At 71.4% G+C, this 17,565-nt stretch carries 16 protein-coding genes and 1 pseudogene; 10 read left to right on the forward strand and 7 right to left on the reverse strand.

All coding sequences use genetic code 11. The annotated features are described in order from the left end of the window. Nucleotides 1–76: 76 nt before the first annotated feature. From ACYU8I_RS11820 to ACYU8I_RS11830, 3 genes are read left to right on the forward strand one after another with little or no spacing between them, the layout of a single operon-like run. Nucleotides 77–601 carry a GNAT family N-acetyltransferase gene (locus ACYU8I_RS11820; protein WP_460840953.1) on the forward strand — a complete coding sequence of 175 codons (525 nt, stop codon included), beginning with the start codon at nt 77–79 and terminating at the stop codon, nt 599–601. Nucleotides 602–644: 43 nt separating this feature from the next. Next, nucleotides 645–2,366 (forward strand): thiamine pyrophosphate-dependent enzyme, encoded by a 1,722-nt coding sequence (locus tag ACYU8I_RS11825; RefSeq protein ID WP_460840955.1) that lies wholly within the window; start codon nt 645–647, stop codon nt 2,364–2,366. A 32-nt stretch (nt 2,367–2,398) separates the two neighbouring features. Then, nucleotides 2,399–4,363, forward strand: coding sequence for a S9 family peptidase (locus ACYU8I_RS11830; RefSeq protein ID WP_460840957.1), 1,965 nt, complete (start codon nt 2,399–2,401; stop codon nt 4,361–4,363). 181 nt (nt 4,364–4,544) lie between these two features. Here the strand turns inward: ACYU8I_RS11830 and ACYU8I_RS11835 are convergent, their stop codons facing one another. Next, on the reverse strand, nt 4,545–5,030 hold the full coding sequence (locus ACYU8I_RS11835; RefSeq protein WP_460840959.1) for a hypothetical protein: 486 nt from the start codon (nt 5,028–5,030) through the stop codon (nt 4,545–4,547). A 157-nt stretch (nt 5,031–5,187) separates the two neighbouring features. On the opposite strand from ACYU8I_RS11835, the gene lepA reads away from it, so the two are divergent. After that, nucleotides 5,188–7,059, forward strand: coding sequence for a translation elongation factor 4 (lepA, locus tag ACYU8I_RS11840; protein WP_460840961.1), 1,872 nt, complete (start codon nt 5,188–5,190; stop codon nt 7,057–7,059). Nucleotides 7,060–7,085: 26 nt separating this feature from the next. On the opposite strand, the gene ACYU8I_RS11845 is transcribed toward lepA, so the two are convergent. Then, nucleotides 7,086–8,939, reverse strand: a complete 1,854-nt coding sequence (locus ACYU8I_RS11845; protein WP_460840963.1) for an ATP-dependent nuclease — start codon at nt 8,937–8,939, stop codon at nt 7,086–7,088. A 188-nt stretch (nt 8,940–9,127) separates the two neighbouring features. Here ACYU8I_RS11845 and ACYU8I_RS11850 point away from each other — a divergent pair. Continuing rightward, a pseudogene (locus tag ACYU8I_RS11850) lies at nt 9,128–9,229 on the forward strand (hypothetical protein); the annotation flags it as partial. 195 nt (nt 9,230–9,424) lie between these two features. Here ACYU8I_RS11850 and ACYU8I_RS11855 read toward each other — a convergent pair. Then, complete coding sequence (locus ACYU8I_RS11855) at nt 9,425–10,552, reverse strand: RNA polymerase sigma factor (protein WP_460840966.1); 1,128 nt, start codon at nt 10,550–10,552, stop codon at nt 9,425–9,427. Between the two features lie 4 nt (nt 10,553–10,556). Continuing rightward, complete coding sequence (locus ACYU8I_RS11860) at nt 10,557–10,964, reverse strand: YciI family protein (protein WP_460840969.1); 408 nt, start codon at nt 10,962–10,964, stop codon at nt 10,557–10,559. Between the two features lie 125 nt (nt 10,965–11,089). Here ACYU8I_RS11860 and ACYU8I_RS11865 point away from each other — a divergent pair, with 125 nt between their 5' ends. Continuing rightward, a complete protein-coding gene (locus ACYU8I_RS11865) occupies nt 11,090–11,569 on the forward strand; it encodes a phage tail protein (RefSeq protein WP_460840972.1) in 480 nt (159 codons plus the stop codon). Here the strand turns inward: ACYU8I_RS11865 and ACYU8I_RS11870 are convergent. Both ACYU8I_RS11870 and ACYU8I_RS11875 read right to left on the reverse strand, forming a co-directional pair. Beyond that, nucleotides 11,545–12,369 carry an MBL fold metallo-hydrolase gene (locus ACYU8I_RS11870; protein ID WP_460840974.1) on the reverse strand — a complete coding sequence of 275 codons (825 nt, stop codon included), beginning with the start codon at nt 12,367–12,369 and terminating at the stop codon, nt 11,545–11,547. The two genes, ACYU8I_RS11865 and ACYU8I_RS11870, sit on opposite strands and share 25 nt — an antisense overlap. A gap of 77 nt (nt 12,370–12,446) precedes the next feature. After that, the gene (locus ACYU8I_RS11875; protein ID WP_460840976.1) at nt 12,447–13,064 is read right to left on the reverse strand and encodes a DJ-1/PfpI family protein; all 618 of its coding nucleotides are present in this window, start codon (nt 13,062–13,064) and stop codon (nt 12,447–12,449) included. 89 nt (nt 13,065–13,153) lie between these two features. On the opposite strand from ACYU8I_RS11875, the gene ACYU8I_RS11880 reads away from it, so the two are divergent. Continuing rightward, a complete protein-coding gene (locus tag ACYU8I_RS11880) occupies nt 13,154–14,491 on the forward strand; it encodes an aminotransferase-like domain-containing protein (protein WP_460840978.1) in 1,338 nt (445 codons plus the stop codon). Between the two features lie 84 nt (nt 14,492–14,575). Then, a complete protein-coding gene (locus ACYU8I_RS11885; RefSeq protein WP_460840980.1) occupies nt 14,576–15,172 on the forward strand; it encodes an aggregation-promoting factor C-terminal-like domain-containing protein in 597 nt (198 codons plus the stop codon). A gap of 4 nt (nt 15,173–15,176) precedes the next feature. Here ACYU8I_RS11885 and ACYU8I_RS11890 read toward each other — a convergent pair whose 3' ends face one another. Further along, nucleotides 15,177–15,626, reverse strand: coding sequence for a DUF6326 family protein (locus ACYU8I_RS11890; RefSeq protein WP_460840982.1), 450 nt, complete (start codon nt 15,624–15,626; stop codon nt 15,177–15,179). Nucleotides 15,627–15,772: 146 nt separating this feature from the next. Here ACYU8I_RS11890 and ACYU8I_RS11895 point away from each other — a divergent pair, with 146 nt between their 5' ends. After that, nucleotides 15,773–16,909, forward strand: a complete 1,137-nt coding sequence (locus ACYU8I_RS11895) for a sensor histidine kinase (RefSeq protein WP_460840985.1) — start codon at nt 15,773–15,775, stop codon at nt 16,907–16,909. Beyond that, complete coding sequence (locus ACYU8I_RS11900) at nt 16,906–17,553, forward strand: response regulator (protein WP_460840987.1); 648 nt, start codon at nt 16,906–16,908, stop codon at nt 17,551–17,553. The genes ACYU8I_RS11895 and ACYU8I_RS11900 overlap by 4 nt, the downstream gene beginning before the upstream one ends. The last annotated feature ends 12 nt before the right edge of the window (nt 17,554–17,565 follow it).

Consider the following 17,565-nt stretch of genomic DNA (forward strand, 5'->3'; position numbering starts at 1 on the left):
CGGACACACAGCCACCAAAGATACCAGCGACGTCGCCGACGGCCCTAATCCGCGCGGCGGGGCGCACCATGGGGCGATGGTCCACCTCGCGCTGCCGCACCCACGCTTCCAGGCGTCGTTCCTCGGGTTCGCCGCGGAGCTGGCCGACGAGGGCCGGACCGGCGACCGGTCGATGATCGGGCAGGACATCGCGGAGTGGACCGGGGCCTGGGAGGTGCCCGAGGGCTTCGCGGCGTACGTCGCCCAGGTGCGCCACCAGAGCGAGCGGGCCGAGCCCGGCTTCGTCACCCACACGACGTGGTGGTGGGTCGACGAGGCAGCCGTGCTCGGGCGCATCGACCTCCGCCACGACCTGACCGACCACCTGCGCGAGGTCGGTGGCCACGTCGGCTACGACGTGCGGCCGAGCGCCCGGCGGCAGGGCCACGCGACCGCCATGCTGGGCGCCGTACGACGGGAGGCGGCGCAGCGGGGCCTCGGGCCGCTGCTGGTGACCTGCGACGACGACAACGTCGGCTCGCGGCGCACCATCGAGCGCAACGGGGGCGTGCTGGAGGACCGGCGTGGCGCGAAGCTGAGGTACTGGGTGCCGACTGGGTAGACGACAGGGGCACGCGCCACCGCCACGAACCCCAGGAGCACCCGTGACCACCGTCGCCGACCTGATCGTCACCGCCGTCGCCGAGCACGGGGTGCGCACCGTGTGGGGCGTCGTGGGTGACGCGCTCAACCCCTTCACCGACGCCATCCGCCGCGAGGAGCGGCTGGAGTGGATCGGGGTGCGCCACGAGGAGGTCGGCGCCTTCGCCGCGTCGGCCCAGTCGCAGCTGACCGACGACCTCGCGGTCTGCATGGGCACCGTCGGGCCGGGCTCGCTGCACCTGCTCAACGGCCTCTACGACGCCAAGAAGAGCCGTACGCCGGTGCTCGCGATCTGCGGTCAGGTGCCGCAGGAGGACCTCGGCACCGACTTCTTCCAGGAGGTCGACAACGACGCGGTCTTCGCCGACGTCGCGGTCTACCGCACCACGCTGACCTGCGGCTCGCAGCTGCCGCACGTGCTCGAGGAGGCGGTCAACGCCGCGCTGTCGCAGCGGGGCGTGGCCGTGATCTCGGTGCCCGGCGACGTCGGCTCGCTCGAGGTCGAGCACGACCGGGTGCCGCGGTTCGTGCGCCCCACCCCGCCGGTCGCGGCCGACCCGCGCGACGTCGCCGAGGTGGCCGGGGTGCTCGACTCCGCCAAGCGCGTCACCCTGCTCGTCGGCCACGGCGCCCGCCACGCCCGGCCCGAGGTGATGGCGTTGGCCGAGCGACTGAACGCGCCGATGGTCCTCAGCCTCAAGGCCAAGGACGACTACGACGAGGACAACCCCTACGAGATCGGCCAGTCGGGGCTGATCGGCAACCCGGCGACGGCCGAGGCGTTCGCGGCCTGCGACACCCTCGTGCTCGTCGGCACCGACTTCCCCTACCGCGACTTCCTGCCCGACGGCAAGACCGTGGTGCAGCTCGACGACCGCGGTGCGCACGTGGGGCGGCGTACGCCGGTCGACCACGCGCTGGTCGGCGACACCGCCCTCACCCTGCGCGCGCTGCTGCCGCAGCTGCACGAGCACGCCAGCGGGGCCCACCTCAAGGCCGCGCGCAAGGTGTACGACACCTGGCGCACGCTGCAGTCGCACCTCGCCGACCCGTCGTACGACCGCAAGGCCCGCGGCCTGCTGCGGCGCAAGGTCGACAACCCCGACGCCCGGGTGCGCCCGGAGGTCGTCGCGGCGGCGATCGAGCGGCACGCCGCCGACGACGCGGTCTTCACCGTCGACACGGGGATGGCGGTGGTGTGGCTGTCGCGGTTCGTGCGGATGACCGGCGGGCGGCGCCAGCTCGGCTCCTACAACCTCGGGTCGATGGCCAACGCCATGCCGCAGGCGCTCGGCGCTGCGGCGCTCGACCGCAGCCGGCAGGTGGTCGCGCTGTGCGGCGACGGTGGGCTGAGCATGCTGCTGGGCGACCTGATCACCGCGGTCTCGCACGACCTGCCGGTCAAGCTCGTCGTCTTCGACAACGGCCGGCTCGGCATGGTCAAGCTCGAGATGGAGCAGGTGGGGCTGCCGGAGTTCGGCACGGTGCTGCACAACCCCGACTTCGCCGCGGTGGCCCGCGCGATGGGCATGCACGGCGTGCGAGTCGAGTCGCCCGGCGACGTCGACGACGCGGTCCGCGAGGCCTTCGCGCACGACGGCCCGGCGCTGGTCGACGTGCTGACCAACCCCGACGAGGTGGCGGTGCCGCCGAAGCCGTCACTGAGCCAGGTCAGCGGGTTCGCGATCGCCAAGACCAAGGAGTTCGTCACGAGTCCGGAGTGAGTCCGCCACCCGGCTCGTCCTAGGTTGGCCTGATGCGTCCCGACGACCTCGACCTGCTCTCCGCCTGCGGCCGCCCGTCCCTCACGCCGGACGGCGCCGTGGCGGTCACCACCGTCACCCGCCCCGACCTCGCCTCCGACGCGTACGTCGGCGGGCTGTGGGCGGTGCCGACCGACGGGTCCGCCCCCTGGCGGCTCACGGCGGGGGAGCGCGACTCCGCGCCGGCCGTCAGCCCCGACGGCACCCGCGTCGTCTTCCTGCGGGCGGGCGAGGGCAAGGCGCCGCAGCTGCACGTGACGCCGCTGCGAGGCGGCGAGCCGGTCGCGGTGACGGACGCCGACGCCCACCCGCTGGGTGCGGGCGCGCCGGCGTGGAGCCCCGACGGCACCCGGCTCGCGTACGCCGCCCGGGTCGCCGAGGCGGGCCGCTACGGCACCGAGGACGACGAGGGCCGCAGCCCCGAGCCGAGTGCCGAGCACGCCCGGCTCGTCACGACGTTCCGCTACCGCACCGACGACCTCGGCTACACCCGCGACCGCCGCCGGCACGTCTTCGTGGTCGCGGTGCCTCGTGATGTGGCACCGGGGGTCGTCGCGCCCAAGCGGGCCGAGCCGACCCAGCTGACCGACGGCGACCAGGACGACACCGACCCCGTGTGGAGCCCCGACGGCCGCTCGCTGCTCTTCGTCTCCGCCCGCCACGACACCCGCGAGTTCGACCTGCGGGTCGGTGTCTCCCGGGCCTCGGTCGACGGCGGGTCGGTCGAGACCGTGCTCGACGAGCCGCACCTCGACCTGGGGCCGGTCGCGTTCCTGCCCGACGGCCGGCTCGTGGTCGGCGCCCGCGAGGTGGGGGAGGGCACCGACTTCGTCGGCCGGCCCACACGCCTCGGCGTGGCCGACGGCGGCTCCGTCGAGCTGCTGACCGACGAGGAGCACGACCTCGACATCGGGTCCGCCGCCGACCTCGTCGTCGCCGGCGACCGGGTCGTGGTGCGCGAGCTGCACCGGGGCACGGTGCGGCTGCTGTCAGTGCCGCTGGACGGCTCGGCTCCGGAGGTGCTGTTGCCGGGCGAGGTCGTCGTCGCCGGGCACGCCGTCGCTGGGGAGACGGTGGTCGTCGCGGCGGCCACCCCGGTGCGACGCGCGGACCTCGCAGTGGTCACCGACCAGTCGCCGAGGTGGCTGACCAAGGTCTCCGCCGGCCTGTCGGAGAGCGGCGTACGACCCCTGGAGACGCGGGTCGTCCACGGCTCCGACGGCTACGAGGTGCAAGGCTGGGTCGTGCTGCCCGACCCCGGCCGGTTCGACGGCCCGCACCCGGTGCTGCTCAACATCCACGGCGGCCCCTACAGCCAGTACGACGTGGCCGTCTTCGACGAGGCGCAGGTCTACGCCGGCGCCGGCTACGCCGTCGTGATGTGCAACCCGCGCGGCTCGTCGGGGTACGGCGCGCACCACGGCCGCGTCATCCGCGGCGCGATGGGCTCGGTCGACGCCGACGACGTGCTGACGTTCCTCGACGGCGTGCTGGCCGACGACTCGCTGCCGCTCGACTCCGATCGGGTGGGCGTGATGGGCGGGTCGTACGGCGGCTACATGACCGCCACGCTGACCACCCGCACCGACCGCTTCGCCGCGGCGATCGTGGAGCGCGGCTACCTCGACGGGCACTCGTTCGTTGGCAGCAGCGACATCGGCTGGTTCTTCCCCGGGGAGTACTCCGGCGACCGCGACGGCATCGTGGCCCAGTCGCCGATGACCCACGTCGACCGCGTCACCACCCCGACACTCGTCATCCACTCCGAGGAGGACTGGCGCTGCCCCGTCGAGCAGGGCCAGCGCTGGTTCACCGAGCTCAAGCTGCGCGGTGTGGAGGCCGAGCTGCTGCTCTTCCCCGGCGAGGGCCACGAGCTCTCCCGCTCCGGCCGCCCCCGCCACCGCCGCCAGCGCTTCGACCACATCCTCCGCTGGTGGACGACGCACCTCCCCGTCTGACCCACCCCGCTCCCTGAGGTGCGAGCGGAGCGAGCCACGAAGGGCGGTCGAGCCGTCTCATCGTCGGTCGAGCCGTCTGATCGTGGGTCGAGCCTGTCGAGACCACCTCGACCACCCTGGGGGGGTCGAGGTGCCCGAGCCCTGGGCGAGGGCCGCGAGACCCGGTGACGTGCCTGCTACCTCAGCACCCGCACGAGTAGTAGGTGATGTCCCAGTGGCTGCCCTCGCGGGCGTACTCGTTGCCCGAGGCGGCGACGTACACCCGCGCGCCGTCCGACCGGGTGCGGTCGTAGCGGTAGGTGCCGGTGATGTGGTTGTCGACGCAGGTCGTCGGGCGGATGTCGACCTTGTAGCCGTTGTAGTGGCTGTACGGCCCGCCCGCGTGCCCGACCTCGGTGCCGCCGGTGATGGTGACGGCGCAGCCGGAGGCGCGCTGGTAGGTGATGATCCCCTGCACGGTCGTGTCGTTGATCTGCTCGTACGACGTGCAGGTGCCGACGCTGCGGTCGGTGCAGCCGCCGGTCGAGACCCGGCTGATGCCGGCGGCCGAGAGCTGCGAGGCGGCCTGGGCGTCGCTGAGCTTGGTGACAGCCGCCGCCGGCGCAGTGGGCAGCAACGCCACTGCGCCGGCCGCGACCGAAGCGGCGATGACCCGGGTCGGACGCATGCGCCGACCGTAGGCAGTGCGGCGTACGACGCGGAACCGCTCGGCGGCTGCACGGACCTGCGCTGCATCGAGGTGCAGCGGTCGGGGGAGTGGGGCCCGCATGGGAGGATGAGGGCGTAGTCCGCACGTCTCCAGCCAGGAAGCAACGACACCCTCCGTGACCGCCGCCGCTGCGCCCGCCGTCGGGTCGACCGACCCCGCGATCATCCGCAACTTCTGCATCATCGCCCACATCGACCACGGCAAGTCGACGCTGGCCGACCGGATGCTGCAGCTGACGGGGGTCGTCGACGAGCGCGCTGCCCGCGCGCAGTACCTCGACCGCATGGACATCGAGCGCGAGCGCGGCATCACCATCAAGAGCCAGGCCGTGCGGATGCCGTGGACGGTGCCGGCCGACAACGAGGAGGGTGCCGAGCCCGGCACCTACGTCCTCAACATGATCGACACCCCGGGCCACGTCGACTTCACCTACGAGGTGTCGCGCTCGCTCGAGGCGTGCGAGGCCGCGATCCTGCTGGTCGACGCGGCGCAGGGCATCGAGGCGCAGACGCTGGCCAACCTCTACCTCGCGCTCGGCGCCGACCTGCACGTCATCCCGGTGCTCAACAAGATCGACCTGCCGAGCGCCAACCCCGACAAGTACGCCGCCGAGATCGCCGGCATCATCGGCTGCTACCCCGACGACGTGCTGCGCGTGAGCGCCAAGACCGGCATCGGCGTCGAGAAGGTCCTCAACGAGATCGTCAAGCAGACCCCGCCGCCGAAGGGCGACCCCGACGCCCCGCCGCGTGCACTGATCTTCGACTCGGTCTACGACATCTACCGCGGCGTCGTGACGTACGTCCGCGTGGTCGACGGCAAGCTGTCGCACCGCGACCGCATCCAGATGATGTCGACCGGCGCCGTGCACGAGATGCTCGAGGTGGGGGTCATCAGCCCCGAGCCGGTCAAGGCCGACCACATCGGCGTCGGCGAGGTCGGCTACCTCATCACCGGCGTGAAGGACGTGCGCCAGAGCCGCGTCGGCGACACCGTCACCTCGCAGCACAAGGGCGCGACCGAGCCGCTGGGCGGCTACAAGCACCCCAACCCGATGGTCTTCGCCGGCCTCTTCCCGATCGACGGCGACGGCTACCCGACGCTGCGCGACGCCCTCGACAAGCTGCAGCTCAACGACGCGTCGCTGGCGTACGAGCCGGAGACCTCCGGCGCGCTCGGCTTCGGCTTCCGCTGCGGCTTCCTCGGCCTGCTCCACATGGAGATCACCCGCGACCGTCTCGAGCGCGAGTTCGGCCTCGAGCTGATCTCGACCGCGCCGAGCGTGGTCTACGAGGTGACGATGGAGGACGGTCGCGTGCACCACGTGACCAACCCCAGCGAGTATCCCGAGGGCAAGATCGCCGAGGTCCGCGAGCCCGTCGTCAAGGCGACCATCCTGGCGCCGAGCGACTTCATCGGCGTCATCATGGAGCTCTGCCAGAGCAAGCGCGGCAACCTCCAGGGCATGGACTACCTGTCCGAGGACCGTGTCGAGATGCGCTACACGCTGCCGCTCGCCGAGATCGTCTTCGACTTCTTCGACCAGCTGAAGTCGAAGACCAAGGGCTACGCCTCCCTCGACTACGAACCCATCGACGACCAGGCCGCCGACCTCGTCAAGGTCGACATCCTGCTCCAGGGCGAGCCCGTCGACGCCTTCAGCGCGATCGTCCACCGCGACTCCGCCTACTCGTACGGCGTCATGCTCGCCGGCAAGCTGCGCGAGCTCATCCCGCGCCAGCAGTTCGAGGTGCCCATCCAGGCCGCCATCGGCGCCCGCGTCATCGCCCGCGAGACCATCCGCGCCATCCGCAAGGACGTCCTCGCCAAGTGCTACGGCGGCGACATCTCCCGCAAGCGAAAGCTGCTCGAGAAGCAGAAGGAAGGCAAGAAGCGGATGAAGATGGTCGGCCGCGTCGAGGTCCCCCAAGAGGCTTTCGTGGCTGCGCTGTCCACGACTCAGCCTGCGGAGAAGTCAAAGAAGTAGGGTAGCCCTATTTCATAGTCCGCTAATTACAGGCTGTTCTCAAGGTCCGGGACGGAGTCGTCTGTGACGTACGTACCTTGCAGCCAGCGCTGAACGGCGGCTTGAAAAGCTGGATCAAGATCTGCCCAACTTGCTTGTCGGGCGAGTTCGCGTCGAGTGACGTCGGACTTGCTAGCGCCGCGCCGAGACTCTTCGCGACACTTTGAGCCCAAGAGATATGCGAGCTCCTCGCCGCTAGTAGCGACGGCTCCAATGACCTCCCCGACCAATTTCGCGCGCTCGTTCGATTGCGAGCCGGCCAGCGCGTACTCGAGGTCAAAAGGCAGTAGATGGATGCCGAGCCCAGCCGTCCGGCTCCTGGCGTTGAATTCAGTTACAGCGACGGGGTGCGTCAATTGGTCCTTCGATTTGTAACTGTCATCGACGGCCGCGCGCACGTCACGAACGGTCTCAGGTACCTCCATCCCAGCCTGGTTCAAGCACTTGATGACCTGCTGCGAGGCGTCGCCGTCCGCGCACACTAACCAACGAATCGCAGCTCTGCGTTCTTGGTCCACGAATCCTCGAAGGAGGCGAACCCACGGGGTGAAGGCTGTCTTCCCGCCGACGGCAATGACCGCCATCTGGCTACACGCTGGCCGGAGAACCGGGTTGCTCGCGAGTCGGCGACGAATTTCCTCGAATGCCGCGACGTCCCCAGCTCCTTCGACAAGGAGAACACTTCTAGCGAAGAGCGCCTCGGCCCCTCTGCCGCTCATGTAGGCCGATTGCCGTTCATCGACGCCGTCGACGCGCGCGGCACTGTAGATGCGGTGATCCCGCAAGATGGCCACGTCGGAGACCGTAGCCTCGTCGATCATGGCCGCGCTGTGAGTTGAGGCGATGAACCAGAGCGCGTCGTTGTCGAGGAGGCTCCTAGCCAGTTCGCGCTGCGCGGAGGGATGCAGGAACGTCTCGGGCTCCTCCAGGAGGAGCCGCACGCGCCTTGAGGTGACACGCACGCCTTTTAGCAGCCCAATAACAAGAAGTGATTGCAGTCCTGATCCCACCTCCTCAACAGGCACCATGAGGTCGTCGTGCGCACCGGTAGTGAGCCGCAGCGCAACCGCGTCCGCAAGCCAACCAAGTGCATCGTTGTGCTCAAAGTGGAGTTTGAGCTCGGCCTTCTTGAAGAGATGGCGCGACTCGTCGCTAAATCCTTCGACGACATCGACAAGTTCTTGTTCGGCGCGTTCCCTAAGAGAGTCGAGAGCCTCGCGGACGCGGCGGACGCGATCGGCGGGTCGCCCTTGCGCGGCGGGCAACATCGAGGATTGCAGCCGCTCCAAGACAAGTGAACGCAGTTGTTGGCGAAAAGTGCCTGCCGACGTGTCGCGAACGTTTGGAATGTAAAGCCAGTCTTCGCTCGCACGGAGAAGCCGAATGAGATCGAGTGCCCGTGGATCTGAAGCAGCCTGCTCACCGCGACGTGGAGGGCCGAGGTGCGCCGTCACACGACGCTGTGCAACTTTCAAGCGCAACTGGGCCAGCCCCGCCTGCGCTCGGAAACCGCGGGCAATCCTTAGATCGCTGATCCGGATATCGAGAGTAACGCGACGCGCACGGCCCGCTGTCTCGGCAGCTGGGAGCAACAGTTGAGCTTCGGCGTCGGTGAGTTCGCGGGCCCCGCCGAGTAGTGCCTCGTCTGCAGCGTTGATGGTCCAGTCGAGGATGCGGAGCAGCGATGTCTTCCCTGCGTTGTTCGGCCCGACGAGAAATCGGGCCCTCTGATCGGTATCGAGCGCCACGTTCTTGAACCCTCGGAGATTCTCAACTCGGATCCGCTCTAGATGCGCGGTGGCCGAAGTCCGTCCGGCGGCGTTCGGTTGTCGGGGTGGCACTCCTGAAGCCTTTCACAGCCGAGGCCTAACCAACCCCATGTGCCTACACCGGTAGAGGAGTGGCTGGTGGCTTTTCGGCTAGAAGGCCGGACTAGTCGCGAGGTCTTGACCGGCAGTGACTGGAACGCCATCCCTGCGTGCAGAGGTGGCAACGTCGCACGTCCTACACGGCGCTTGTGGAGGCCTGCATGAGCTCGGCGGCCGACCAGCAGCAGTACCTCGACGCGCCGCGGCAGCGCGAGTCGGGTTGGAACCACCTGGCTGGGAACCCGTCCTCTGGCGCCTACGGCATCCCGCAGTCTTTGCCGGGCGAGAAGATGGCCGATGTCGCTCCTGACTGGCACACAAAATTCGGATACCCAGATCACCTGGGGGCTGGCCTACATCGCCGCGCGCTACGGCAACCCCCAGGGCGCGTGGGAACACTCCGAGCGCGTCGGCTGATACTGCCGACGAGTTCCGCGCACAACCTCCTCGACGAACGGCTAGGAGCGTGCGGCCTTCCGCAGGAGGTGCTCGCGTTCGGCCTGGCTCGTCGCGAGGTCAGCCGCAGCGGCAAACAGGCGGGCGGCCTCGGTCAGGTCGCCGGCGCGCTCGTGGAGGTGGGCGCGGGCGGCGGTGTGGCGGGGCAGTGACGGATCGAGCTGGGCGAGTGCGTCGAGGCCAGCCTGCGGCCTGTGCGCCTCGCCGACTGCGACGGCACGGTTGAGGCGGGCGACGCGGTTGTCGGTGAGCCGGACCAGCTCGTCGTACCACTCGACGACCTGCGGCCAGTCCGTCTCTTCGACGCTCGGGGCGTCAGCGTGGAGGGCGGCGATGGCGGCTTGTGCCTGGTACTCGCCGAGCTGGTCACGAGCCAGCGTGACCTGGAGCAGGTCGATGGCGTCGGCGATGGTGGCGGTGTCCCAGAGCGAGCGGTCCTGCTCGGCGAGCGGCACCAGGCGACCGTCGGGCGTCGTACGAGCCGGTCGGCGAGCGTGGTGCAGGAGCATCAGGCACAGCAGTCCGGCGACCTCGGGGTGGTCGACCAGGGCCGCGAGCTGGCGAGTCAGGCGGATCGCTTCGGCGGCGAGGTCGACGTCGCCGGAGTAGCCCTCGTTGAAGACCAGGTAGAGCACCCGCAGGACCGTGGCGACGTCACCCGGCTGGTCGAGGCGGGAGTCGGCCACCGAGCGCTTCGCGCGGCTGATGCGCTGCGCCATGGTCGCCTCCGGCACGAGGTAGGCCTCGGCGATCTGCTTGGTCGTGAGGCCGCCGAGCGCGCGCAGCGTGAGGGCGACGGCGGACGATGGGGTCAGCGAGGGGTGGGCGCAGAGGAAGTACAGCGACAGCTCGTCGTCGTACGACGACACCGGTCCGGCGGGTGGCTCGTCGTCGACCAGGTCCTCGCGACGGCGGCGCGCACCCTCCGACCGGGTCGCGTCGAGGAACCGGCGCCATGCGACGGTGACCAGCCAGCCCTTCGGGTCGCGCGGCGGGTCGTCGGCCCAGGTGCGGACGGCCTCGACGAGTGCCTCCTGAACAGCGTCCTCGGCCGCCGCGAAGTCGGCTCCGCGGCGGACGAGGACGCCGATCACGCTGGGAACGAGCGTCCGCAGCAGCGACTCGTCCACGCGGTCAGTCCTCGATGCTGCCCGGCACGCCCATGACCTGCCGCAGCTCGATCCACTCGCCGAGCGGCTCGCCGCCCGCGGCCGGCGCGGCCGAGAGCTCGCCGGCCAGCTCGACGGCGCGCTCGTGGCTGTCGACGTCGATCATCATCCAGCCGGCGACGAGGTCCTTGGTCTCCGCGAACGGTCCGTCGGTGACGGGCGGCCTGCCCTCCCCGTCGTACCGCACCCACGAGCCCTCCTGCGCGAGCCCCTGCGCGTCGACGAACTCGCCGGACTCGGTCAGCCGGTCGGCGAAGTCCTTCATGAACTGCATGTGCGCGTCGACCTCGTCGGGCGTCCACCGGTCCATCGAGACGTCGTTGGTGGGGGCGGGGGCGCCGCGGTAGTGCTTGAGCATCAGGTACTTCGGCATCGTCATCTCCTCGGTGTACGGCGGCCCGTCCGGCCGCCTCTCACCCCGGGGACGGAGCCGGTGGACCGTCCTCGACATCCTGACGCAGAATCTCTCGAACTTTCTCGTCGCACCCAGGAGCAGTCGTGTCGCACACCGTCGACTTCGTCCACGTCTCGACCGAGGGCCTCGAGTCGTCGCCGCACGCCGAGGCGCTGGCGGGGCTGCGGGCCAACGAGGCGCGCTACTTCAAGAACAAGTACGACCACGTCTCCGTCACCGAGCCGGCCAGCGAGCGGCCCGACATCGCTGAGTACGTCGCCCGCATCCTCGCCGAGCGCGACCTGGCGATCGCGTCGCCGCCGCTCGAGGTCACGACGTGCGAGGTCGACGGCATCCGCTGGACCCATGTCTTCCACGAGTCCGGGCTCGCGATCAACGTGCTGTGGACGCTCGCCGAGGGCGGCAAGCGGGCGGTCGGGTTCAAGCTATCCGACGGCATGGACGTGCCCGACGAGCTGGAGGGCCGGTTCAAGTTCGCCCGGCAGAAGTCCAAGCTGGCCGGGACGATCCGCGGGAGCTTCTTCGTCATCAAGGGCGACTACGAGCCGCCGCGGCTCGCCTGACGCTCACCGAGCACCGCGACCTGGTGCTCGTGGATGCCGCGCACCCACTCCCAGCCGAGCACGGGCGAGGTGAGCCGGGGGTCGTCGGGAGACGTGCCGCGCTCGAAAGCGTGCAGGTAGGCGCGGTCGCGGTCCATCCGCAGCGCGACGTCGCCGCCGTGGGCCACCGACCCGTGGCCGGGCACGGCGAGGTCGACGTCCTGCGCGGCGAAGTTCAGCACGGCGAGCCCAGAGGCGTACTCCCCGGCGGGGTCGGCCGAGGCGGTGTCGAGCATCGGCACGAACACGTCCGACAGCATGTCGCCGGCGACGAGCACCCGGCTCTCCTCGACGACGAGCGCGGCGTGGCCGGGGGAGTGCGCCGGGTGCTCGACGACGCGTACGGCGGGTCCGTCCCACGGCACGTGGGTCGCGCGGGCGGGGAGCGGGTCGACGAGGCCGAAGAGGTCGAGCGGCACGTCGTCGGCGACCTCCTCGGGCAGCCCCTCCGCCTCGCGCTCCTGCCAGTCGGGGCGTGACCGGGCCTCGCGCAGCACCTTGGCGCAGCGCGGAGTTCCGAAGCGTGGGGCGTGCCCGAGCGCGGGGTGCCACAGCACGTGGTCCCAGTCGGGGTGGGTCGAGAAGCCCGCGGCGACCGACAGTCCGCGTTCGCGCAGGTCGTCGGCCAGGCAGGTCATCTCGCCCGCGGTGACCCCCGCGTCCACGACCAGGAAACCGTCACCGCCGACCACGACCACCGTGTTGTTGCGCAGGACGGCGCTCTGGTGCACGAGCACCCCGTCGGCGATCTCGGTCAGCACGGCAGCTCCTCGGGCGCGGATGGACGACACGGTGGGCGACACGGGGCAGACCAGCGGGAGCGACCGGACTCATCGTCTCAGGTCAGCGCCTCGGTGGGCAGGTACGGCGTGACCGCGGCGAGGGCGCGGTCGACGTACGACTGCTTCTCGCCGACCGGCGCGACGTAGTGCAGCGCGTCGGTGGCGGCACCACGGCCGACGAGGCGGTCGATGATCCAGGCGGCGAGGTACGGCGACGCGAGGCACCCGCCGGCGGTGGCGACGTTGCCGCGGGCGAAGAACGGCTGGTCGAGCACGTCCACCCCTGCCGCGACGACCCACGGCTTGGTGATGAGGTCGGTGCAGGCCGGTACGCCGCTGAGCAGGCCGAGACGGGCGAGGACCAGGGCGCCGGAGCACTGGCCGGCGACGAGCTGGCGCGAGGGGTCGAGGCCGCCGAGCACGCGCATGATCGCGGGGTCCTCGACGACCTCGCGGGTGGCGATGCCGCTGCCGACGATGACGGCGTCGGCGGCGACCGCCTCCTCGAGCGTCGACATCTGGTGGACCACGACGCCGTTCATCGACGTCACGGTCGGGGCGGGGGTGGCGAGCGTGACCCGCCAGCCCTCGGTGCGGACGCGGTTGAGCACGCCGAGCGCGATCAGGGAGTCGAGCTCGTTGTAGCCGTCGAAGGTCAGGATGGCGATGTGCACGGGGTCCTCCCGGATCGGTGGTCGTCGGGGACACCGTCGGGCGCGGGCGTGCGTACCGTCAAGAAATTGTCATGCATACACTCCGGCTCGTGCCGGCCCCGCGCTACAAGTCCGTCGTCGACGACCTCGCGTCGTCCATCCGCTCGGGCCGGCTGGCGCCCGGAGCGCGGCTGCCGACCCACCGCGCCCTCGCCGCTGACGAGGGGATCGCGCTGGCCACTGCGACGCGCGTCTACGTCGAGCTCGAGGCCATGGGGCTGGTCAGCCGGGAGCAGGGGCGCGGCACCTTCGTCCGCGACCTCACCCTGCCGCCGGGCCACGGCGTCGACCAGCGGGCGGTCGGGGCCGACACCGTCGACCTGAGCTTCAACTACCCCGTGCTGCCGGGGCAGGCCGACCTGCTGCGCGACGCGCTGCGCGACCTCGCGGGAGCGGGCGACCTCGAGTCGCTGCTGCGCTACCAGCCCCACGGCGGTCGTCCGCAGGACCGTGCCGTCGCCGCCGAGCACCTCGTACGCCGCGGGCTAGCCGTCGGCGCCGACGACGTGGTCGTGGTCAACGGCGCCCAGCACGGGCTCGCCGTCGCGGCCATGGCGCTGCTGCGGCCCGGCGACGTCGTCGCCGTCGACGCGCTGACCTACCCGGGGTTCCGGGTGCTGGCCGAGACGCTGCGCCTCGAGCTCGCGCCCGTGCCGTCGTCGATGGACGGGCCCGACCTGGACGCGCTGGCGCGGCTGTGTGCCCGCCGCGCGGTGCGAGCGGCGTACGTCATGCCGACGGTGCACAACCCGCTCGGCTGGGTGCTCGCATCCGACCAGCGCGAGCGCCTGGTCGAGATCGCCCGGCGGCACGACCTGCTGCTCCTCGAGGACGCGTCGTACGCCTACCTCGACGAGAGCCCGCCACCCCCGCTCGCCGCTCTTGCCCCCGAGCGGACGCTGCACGTCGCGGGGATCTCGAAGAGCGTCGCGACGGGACTGCGCGTGGGGTTCCTCACAGTCCCAGCTGCGCACGTGCCGGCCGTCGAGCGGGTCGTCCGCGCGACCACCTGGAACACCCCCGCACTGACCGTCGCCATCGCCTGCGGCTGGCTGGCCGACGGCACGGTCGACCGGCTCGAGCACGCGAAACGCGTCGACGCTGCCGCTCGGCAGGTCATCGTGCGGGAGGAGCTTCTTGGGTGGCCGTACCGCGCCCACCCCCAGTCGTACGTCGCCTGGCTCACGCTGCCCGAGGACGCCCGCGCCGACCGCGTCGCGGCGACGCTGGCGGGCCAGGGGATCGCGGTGTCGTCGGCCGAGCCCTTCGCGACGACCACCCACGTGCCCCAGGCGCTCCGGCTCGCGCTCGGGTCCACCACTCACGACCGCCTCCGCGACGCCATGGCCGTCGTACGGCGGGTGGTGGCGGAGGACGCTGCGAGCTGAGCTGTTCAGGCGGGACGGTGTCGACCGCTGTGCGAGCCTGTGCCGGTGAACGCATGTGCCACGTGGCGAGCGGGGGTCAGAGGGATGTTGATCGTCCCGCTGCTCGTCGCCGCGCTGCTGACCGCCGGGTGCGCACCGCTCGCGCCGAAGTCGTCCGAGGCCTCCGCCGCACCGACCCGGAGCGCGTCCCCCACGCCGGTCGAGACGCCGACGGCAGAGACACCTGCCCCCACGAGGACGACGGCCGCGATCCAGCGCACGGGTGCCGCCGCCCGCGTGCCGCGCGCCGTCATCGTCAAGCAGCTGGCCATGCGCGCGGAGCGGGTCGCGGCGAACCTGGCGACCGCATCCCCCGAGGTGCTGCCCGACGACATCGACCCGAATTCCAACCGGGCGCTCGGCTACACGCTGATGCTCGAGTTCGGCGCGGCGGCCGACCAGTGGCAGTACCTCGACGCGCTGTGGCAGCGCGAGTCCGGTTGGAACCACCTGGCCGAGAACCCGTCCTCGGGCGCCTACGGCATCCCGCAGTCGCTGCCGGGCGAGAAGATGGCCGACGTCGCTCCCGACTGGCGCACCAACCCGGAGACCCAGATCACCTGGGGCCTGGCCTACATCGCCGCGCGCTACGGCAGCCCCCAGGGCGCGTGGGAGCACTCCGAGCGCGTCGGCTGGTACTGACGACTCAGCGCACCGCGGCCGCGCTCGCGGGCACGGTCGAGGCGGCGTGCGGCCAGGCCCACGACCAGCGGACGACGAGAACGAGGAGTGCCAGCTCGAGCGCGACCCCGAGGCCGTAGAACGCCAGCCAGGTCTCGCCCGCGAGGTTGAAGGCCGTCACGGGCACGTAGAGCGCGGCCACCGCCAGGTTGAGCACGCGGGCGGCGCGCGCGGGCAGCGTGACCGACATCGCGGTCATGAGGATCGGCACCGACACCAGGGCCAGCGCCGACGTCGAGAAGGTCTGCGACAGGTCGAACTCGAAGACCCGGCCGTCGAGGATGTCGCTGATCGCCCCGGGTGTGTAGAAGTGCAGGATGTCGACGTAGGCGTAGAGCAGCGCGAAGCTCGTCCACGCGGCAGCGAGCCTGGTCCGGACCGGGGCGGGTTGGTCGTCGAGCACGAGGGTCTCCATCGTCGAAGGGGTTGGTGCCCCCACGCTCGCCGACCCCGCCCCTGCGGTGCCTCGGTCCGAGGGCCGCCACTCGCAGCCGGAAGCACGATCGTCGCCTCGTCCTTTTGGTCGGTACGCCGGGCGCCGCTGGTCCCTACCCTGGTGCCGTGGTCACGGTCCAGCGCGTCGCCTGGCACGAGCCCCGGCCGGCCGCGGTGCCCCCGGTCGGTCGCCTCGACGTCGTGATCGCCGGGGCGTACGCCGCAGCCGTCGTCGCCGAAGGCGTCGTACGGCCCAGCCCGGTCTGGCCCGTGGTCGCAACCGTGCTCGCTCTGGCCGTGGCGCCGGCTCTGCTCTGGCGCCGGCAGCACCCGCTGGTCGCCGTGGTCGCCGGGTGGGGCGTGGCCGGGTGCTTCTCGCTGCTGCAGCTGCTCGCGGGGTCCGCCGACGTCGGGCCCTCCGCGATGCTGGTCGTGCTGGTGCTGCTCTTCGCGCTGGTGCGGTGGGGCTCGGGATGCGAGGTGCTCCTGGGCGCCGCGGTCGTCGCCGTCGTCGTCGTGCTGGGCCTGTACGCCGCCTCGGCCGGCGGGGCGGAGGTGTTCGGCGGCATCGTCCTGGTGCTGCTGGTCGCCGCCCTGGCCGCCGTCTTCCGCTACCGCGCGGAGGCGTGGCTGCGCCAGCAGCGCGAGATCCGCAACGAGGAGCGGGTGGCGCTGGCGCGCGAGCTGCACGACACCGTGGCCCACCACGTGTCGGCCATCGCGGTGCAGGCGCAGGGCGGAGGGGTCGTCGCCGTGGCCCAGCCTGCAAGGGCCGTCGAGGTGCTGGCTGCGATCGAGGCGGAGGCCTCGCGCACGTTGACCGAGATGCGGGCGATGGTGCGGGTGCTGCGTGACGACGACGCCGACGACCTCGCGCCCCGGCGCGGCGTCGGTGACCTGCCCGCACTCGCCCGATCAGGGGAGACACCCGACGTCGTGGTGCACGTGGACGGGTCGGCGACCGGTCTGCCGGCGGCCGTCGACGCCGCGCTCTACCGGCTCGCCCAGGAGTCGGTGACCAACGCCCGCCGCCACGCACGCGGCGCCACCCGCGTCACGATCGAGGTGCGGCGCGACGGAGACGTCGTACGGCTGCGGGTGGGTGACGACGGGGCCACCGGGGCGAGGGCCGGGGCCGAGCCCGGCTACGGCCTGCAGGGCATGAGGGAGCGCGCCGAGCTCCTCGGCGGGACCCTGGTCGCCGGTCCGGCGCCGGGCGGTGGCTGGACGGTCGAGGCCGCGCTGCCCGTGGTGGAGTCGTGAGCATCCGCGTCGTCGTCGCCGACGACCAGGACCTGGTCAGGACCGGGCTGGTCATGATCCTCGATGCCCAGCCCGACATCGAGGTCGTCGGCGAGGCGGCCGACGGGATCGCTGCCCTGGAGGTCGCGACCCGGTTGCGTCCTGACGTGCTCCTCGTCGACATCCGCATGCCCGGCCTCGACGGCGTCGAGGTGACCCGGCGGCTCGCCGGCCCCGACGTGAGCGACCCGATGGCCGTCGTGGTGATCACGACCTTCGACCTCGACGACTACGTGCTGGGCGCGCTGCGAGCCGGCGCTCGCGGCTTCCTGCTCAAGGACGCCGGACCCCAGCTGCTCGTGCAGGCCATCCACGCCGCCGCCGCCGGCGACGCGCTCATCGCCCCCAACGTCACGCGGCGACTGCTGGCGTCGTTCGCCGACCAGGCCCCGACGGCGCCGGACCAGCCACTCGTCCCGCTGACCGAGCGCGAGGAGGAGGTGCTCCTGCTGGTCGCGCGGGGGCGATCCAACGCCGAGATCGCCGCCGAGCTCTACGTCGGGCTCAGCACGGTCAAGACGCACGTCGCCTCGCTGATGACGAAGCTCGGCGCCCGCAACCGGGTCGAGGTGGCGATCTGGGCCCACGACACCAGACGGGTCTGATCGGTCCGCTGG

It is taken from the genome of Nocardioides marmoraquaticus, from assembly GCF_054777915.1.

What these genes read in the sequence shown, in the direction of transcription:
- ACYU8I_RS11820 (WP_460840953.1), top strand. Translation starts at nt 77, where the DNA reads ATGGTCCACCTCGCGCTGCCGCACCCACGCTTCCAGGCGTCGTTCCTC.
- ACYU8I_RS11830 (WP_460840957.1), top strand. Translation starts at nt 2,399, where the DNA reads ATGCGTCCCGACGACCTCGACCTGCTCTCCGCCTGCGGCCGCCCGTCC.
- ACYU8I_RS11835 (WP_460840959.1), bottom strand. Translation starts at nt 5,030, where the DNA reads ATGCGTCCGACCCGGGTCATCGCCGCTTCGGTCGCGGCCGGCGCAGTG.
- ACYU8I_RS11860 (WP_460840969.1), bottom strand. Translation starts at nt 10,964, where the DNA reads ATGCCGAAGTACCTGATGCTCAAGCACTACCGCGGCGCCCCCGCCCCC.
- ACYU8I_RS11885 (WP_460840980.1), top strand. Translation starts at nt 14,576, where the DNA reads ATGTTGATCGTCCCGCTGCTCGTCGCCGCGCTGCTGACCGCCGGGTGC.
- ACYU8I_RS11890 (WP_460840982.1), bottom strand. Translation starts at nt 15,626, where the DNA reads ATGGAGACCCTCGTGCTCGACGACCAACCCGCCCCGGTCCGGACCAGG.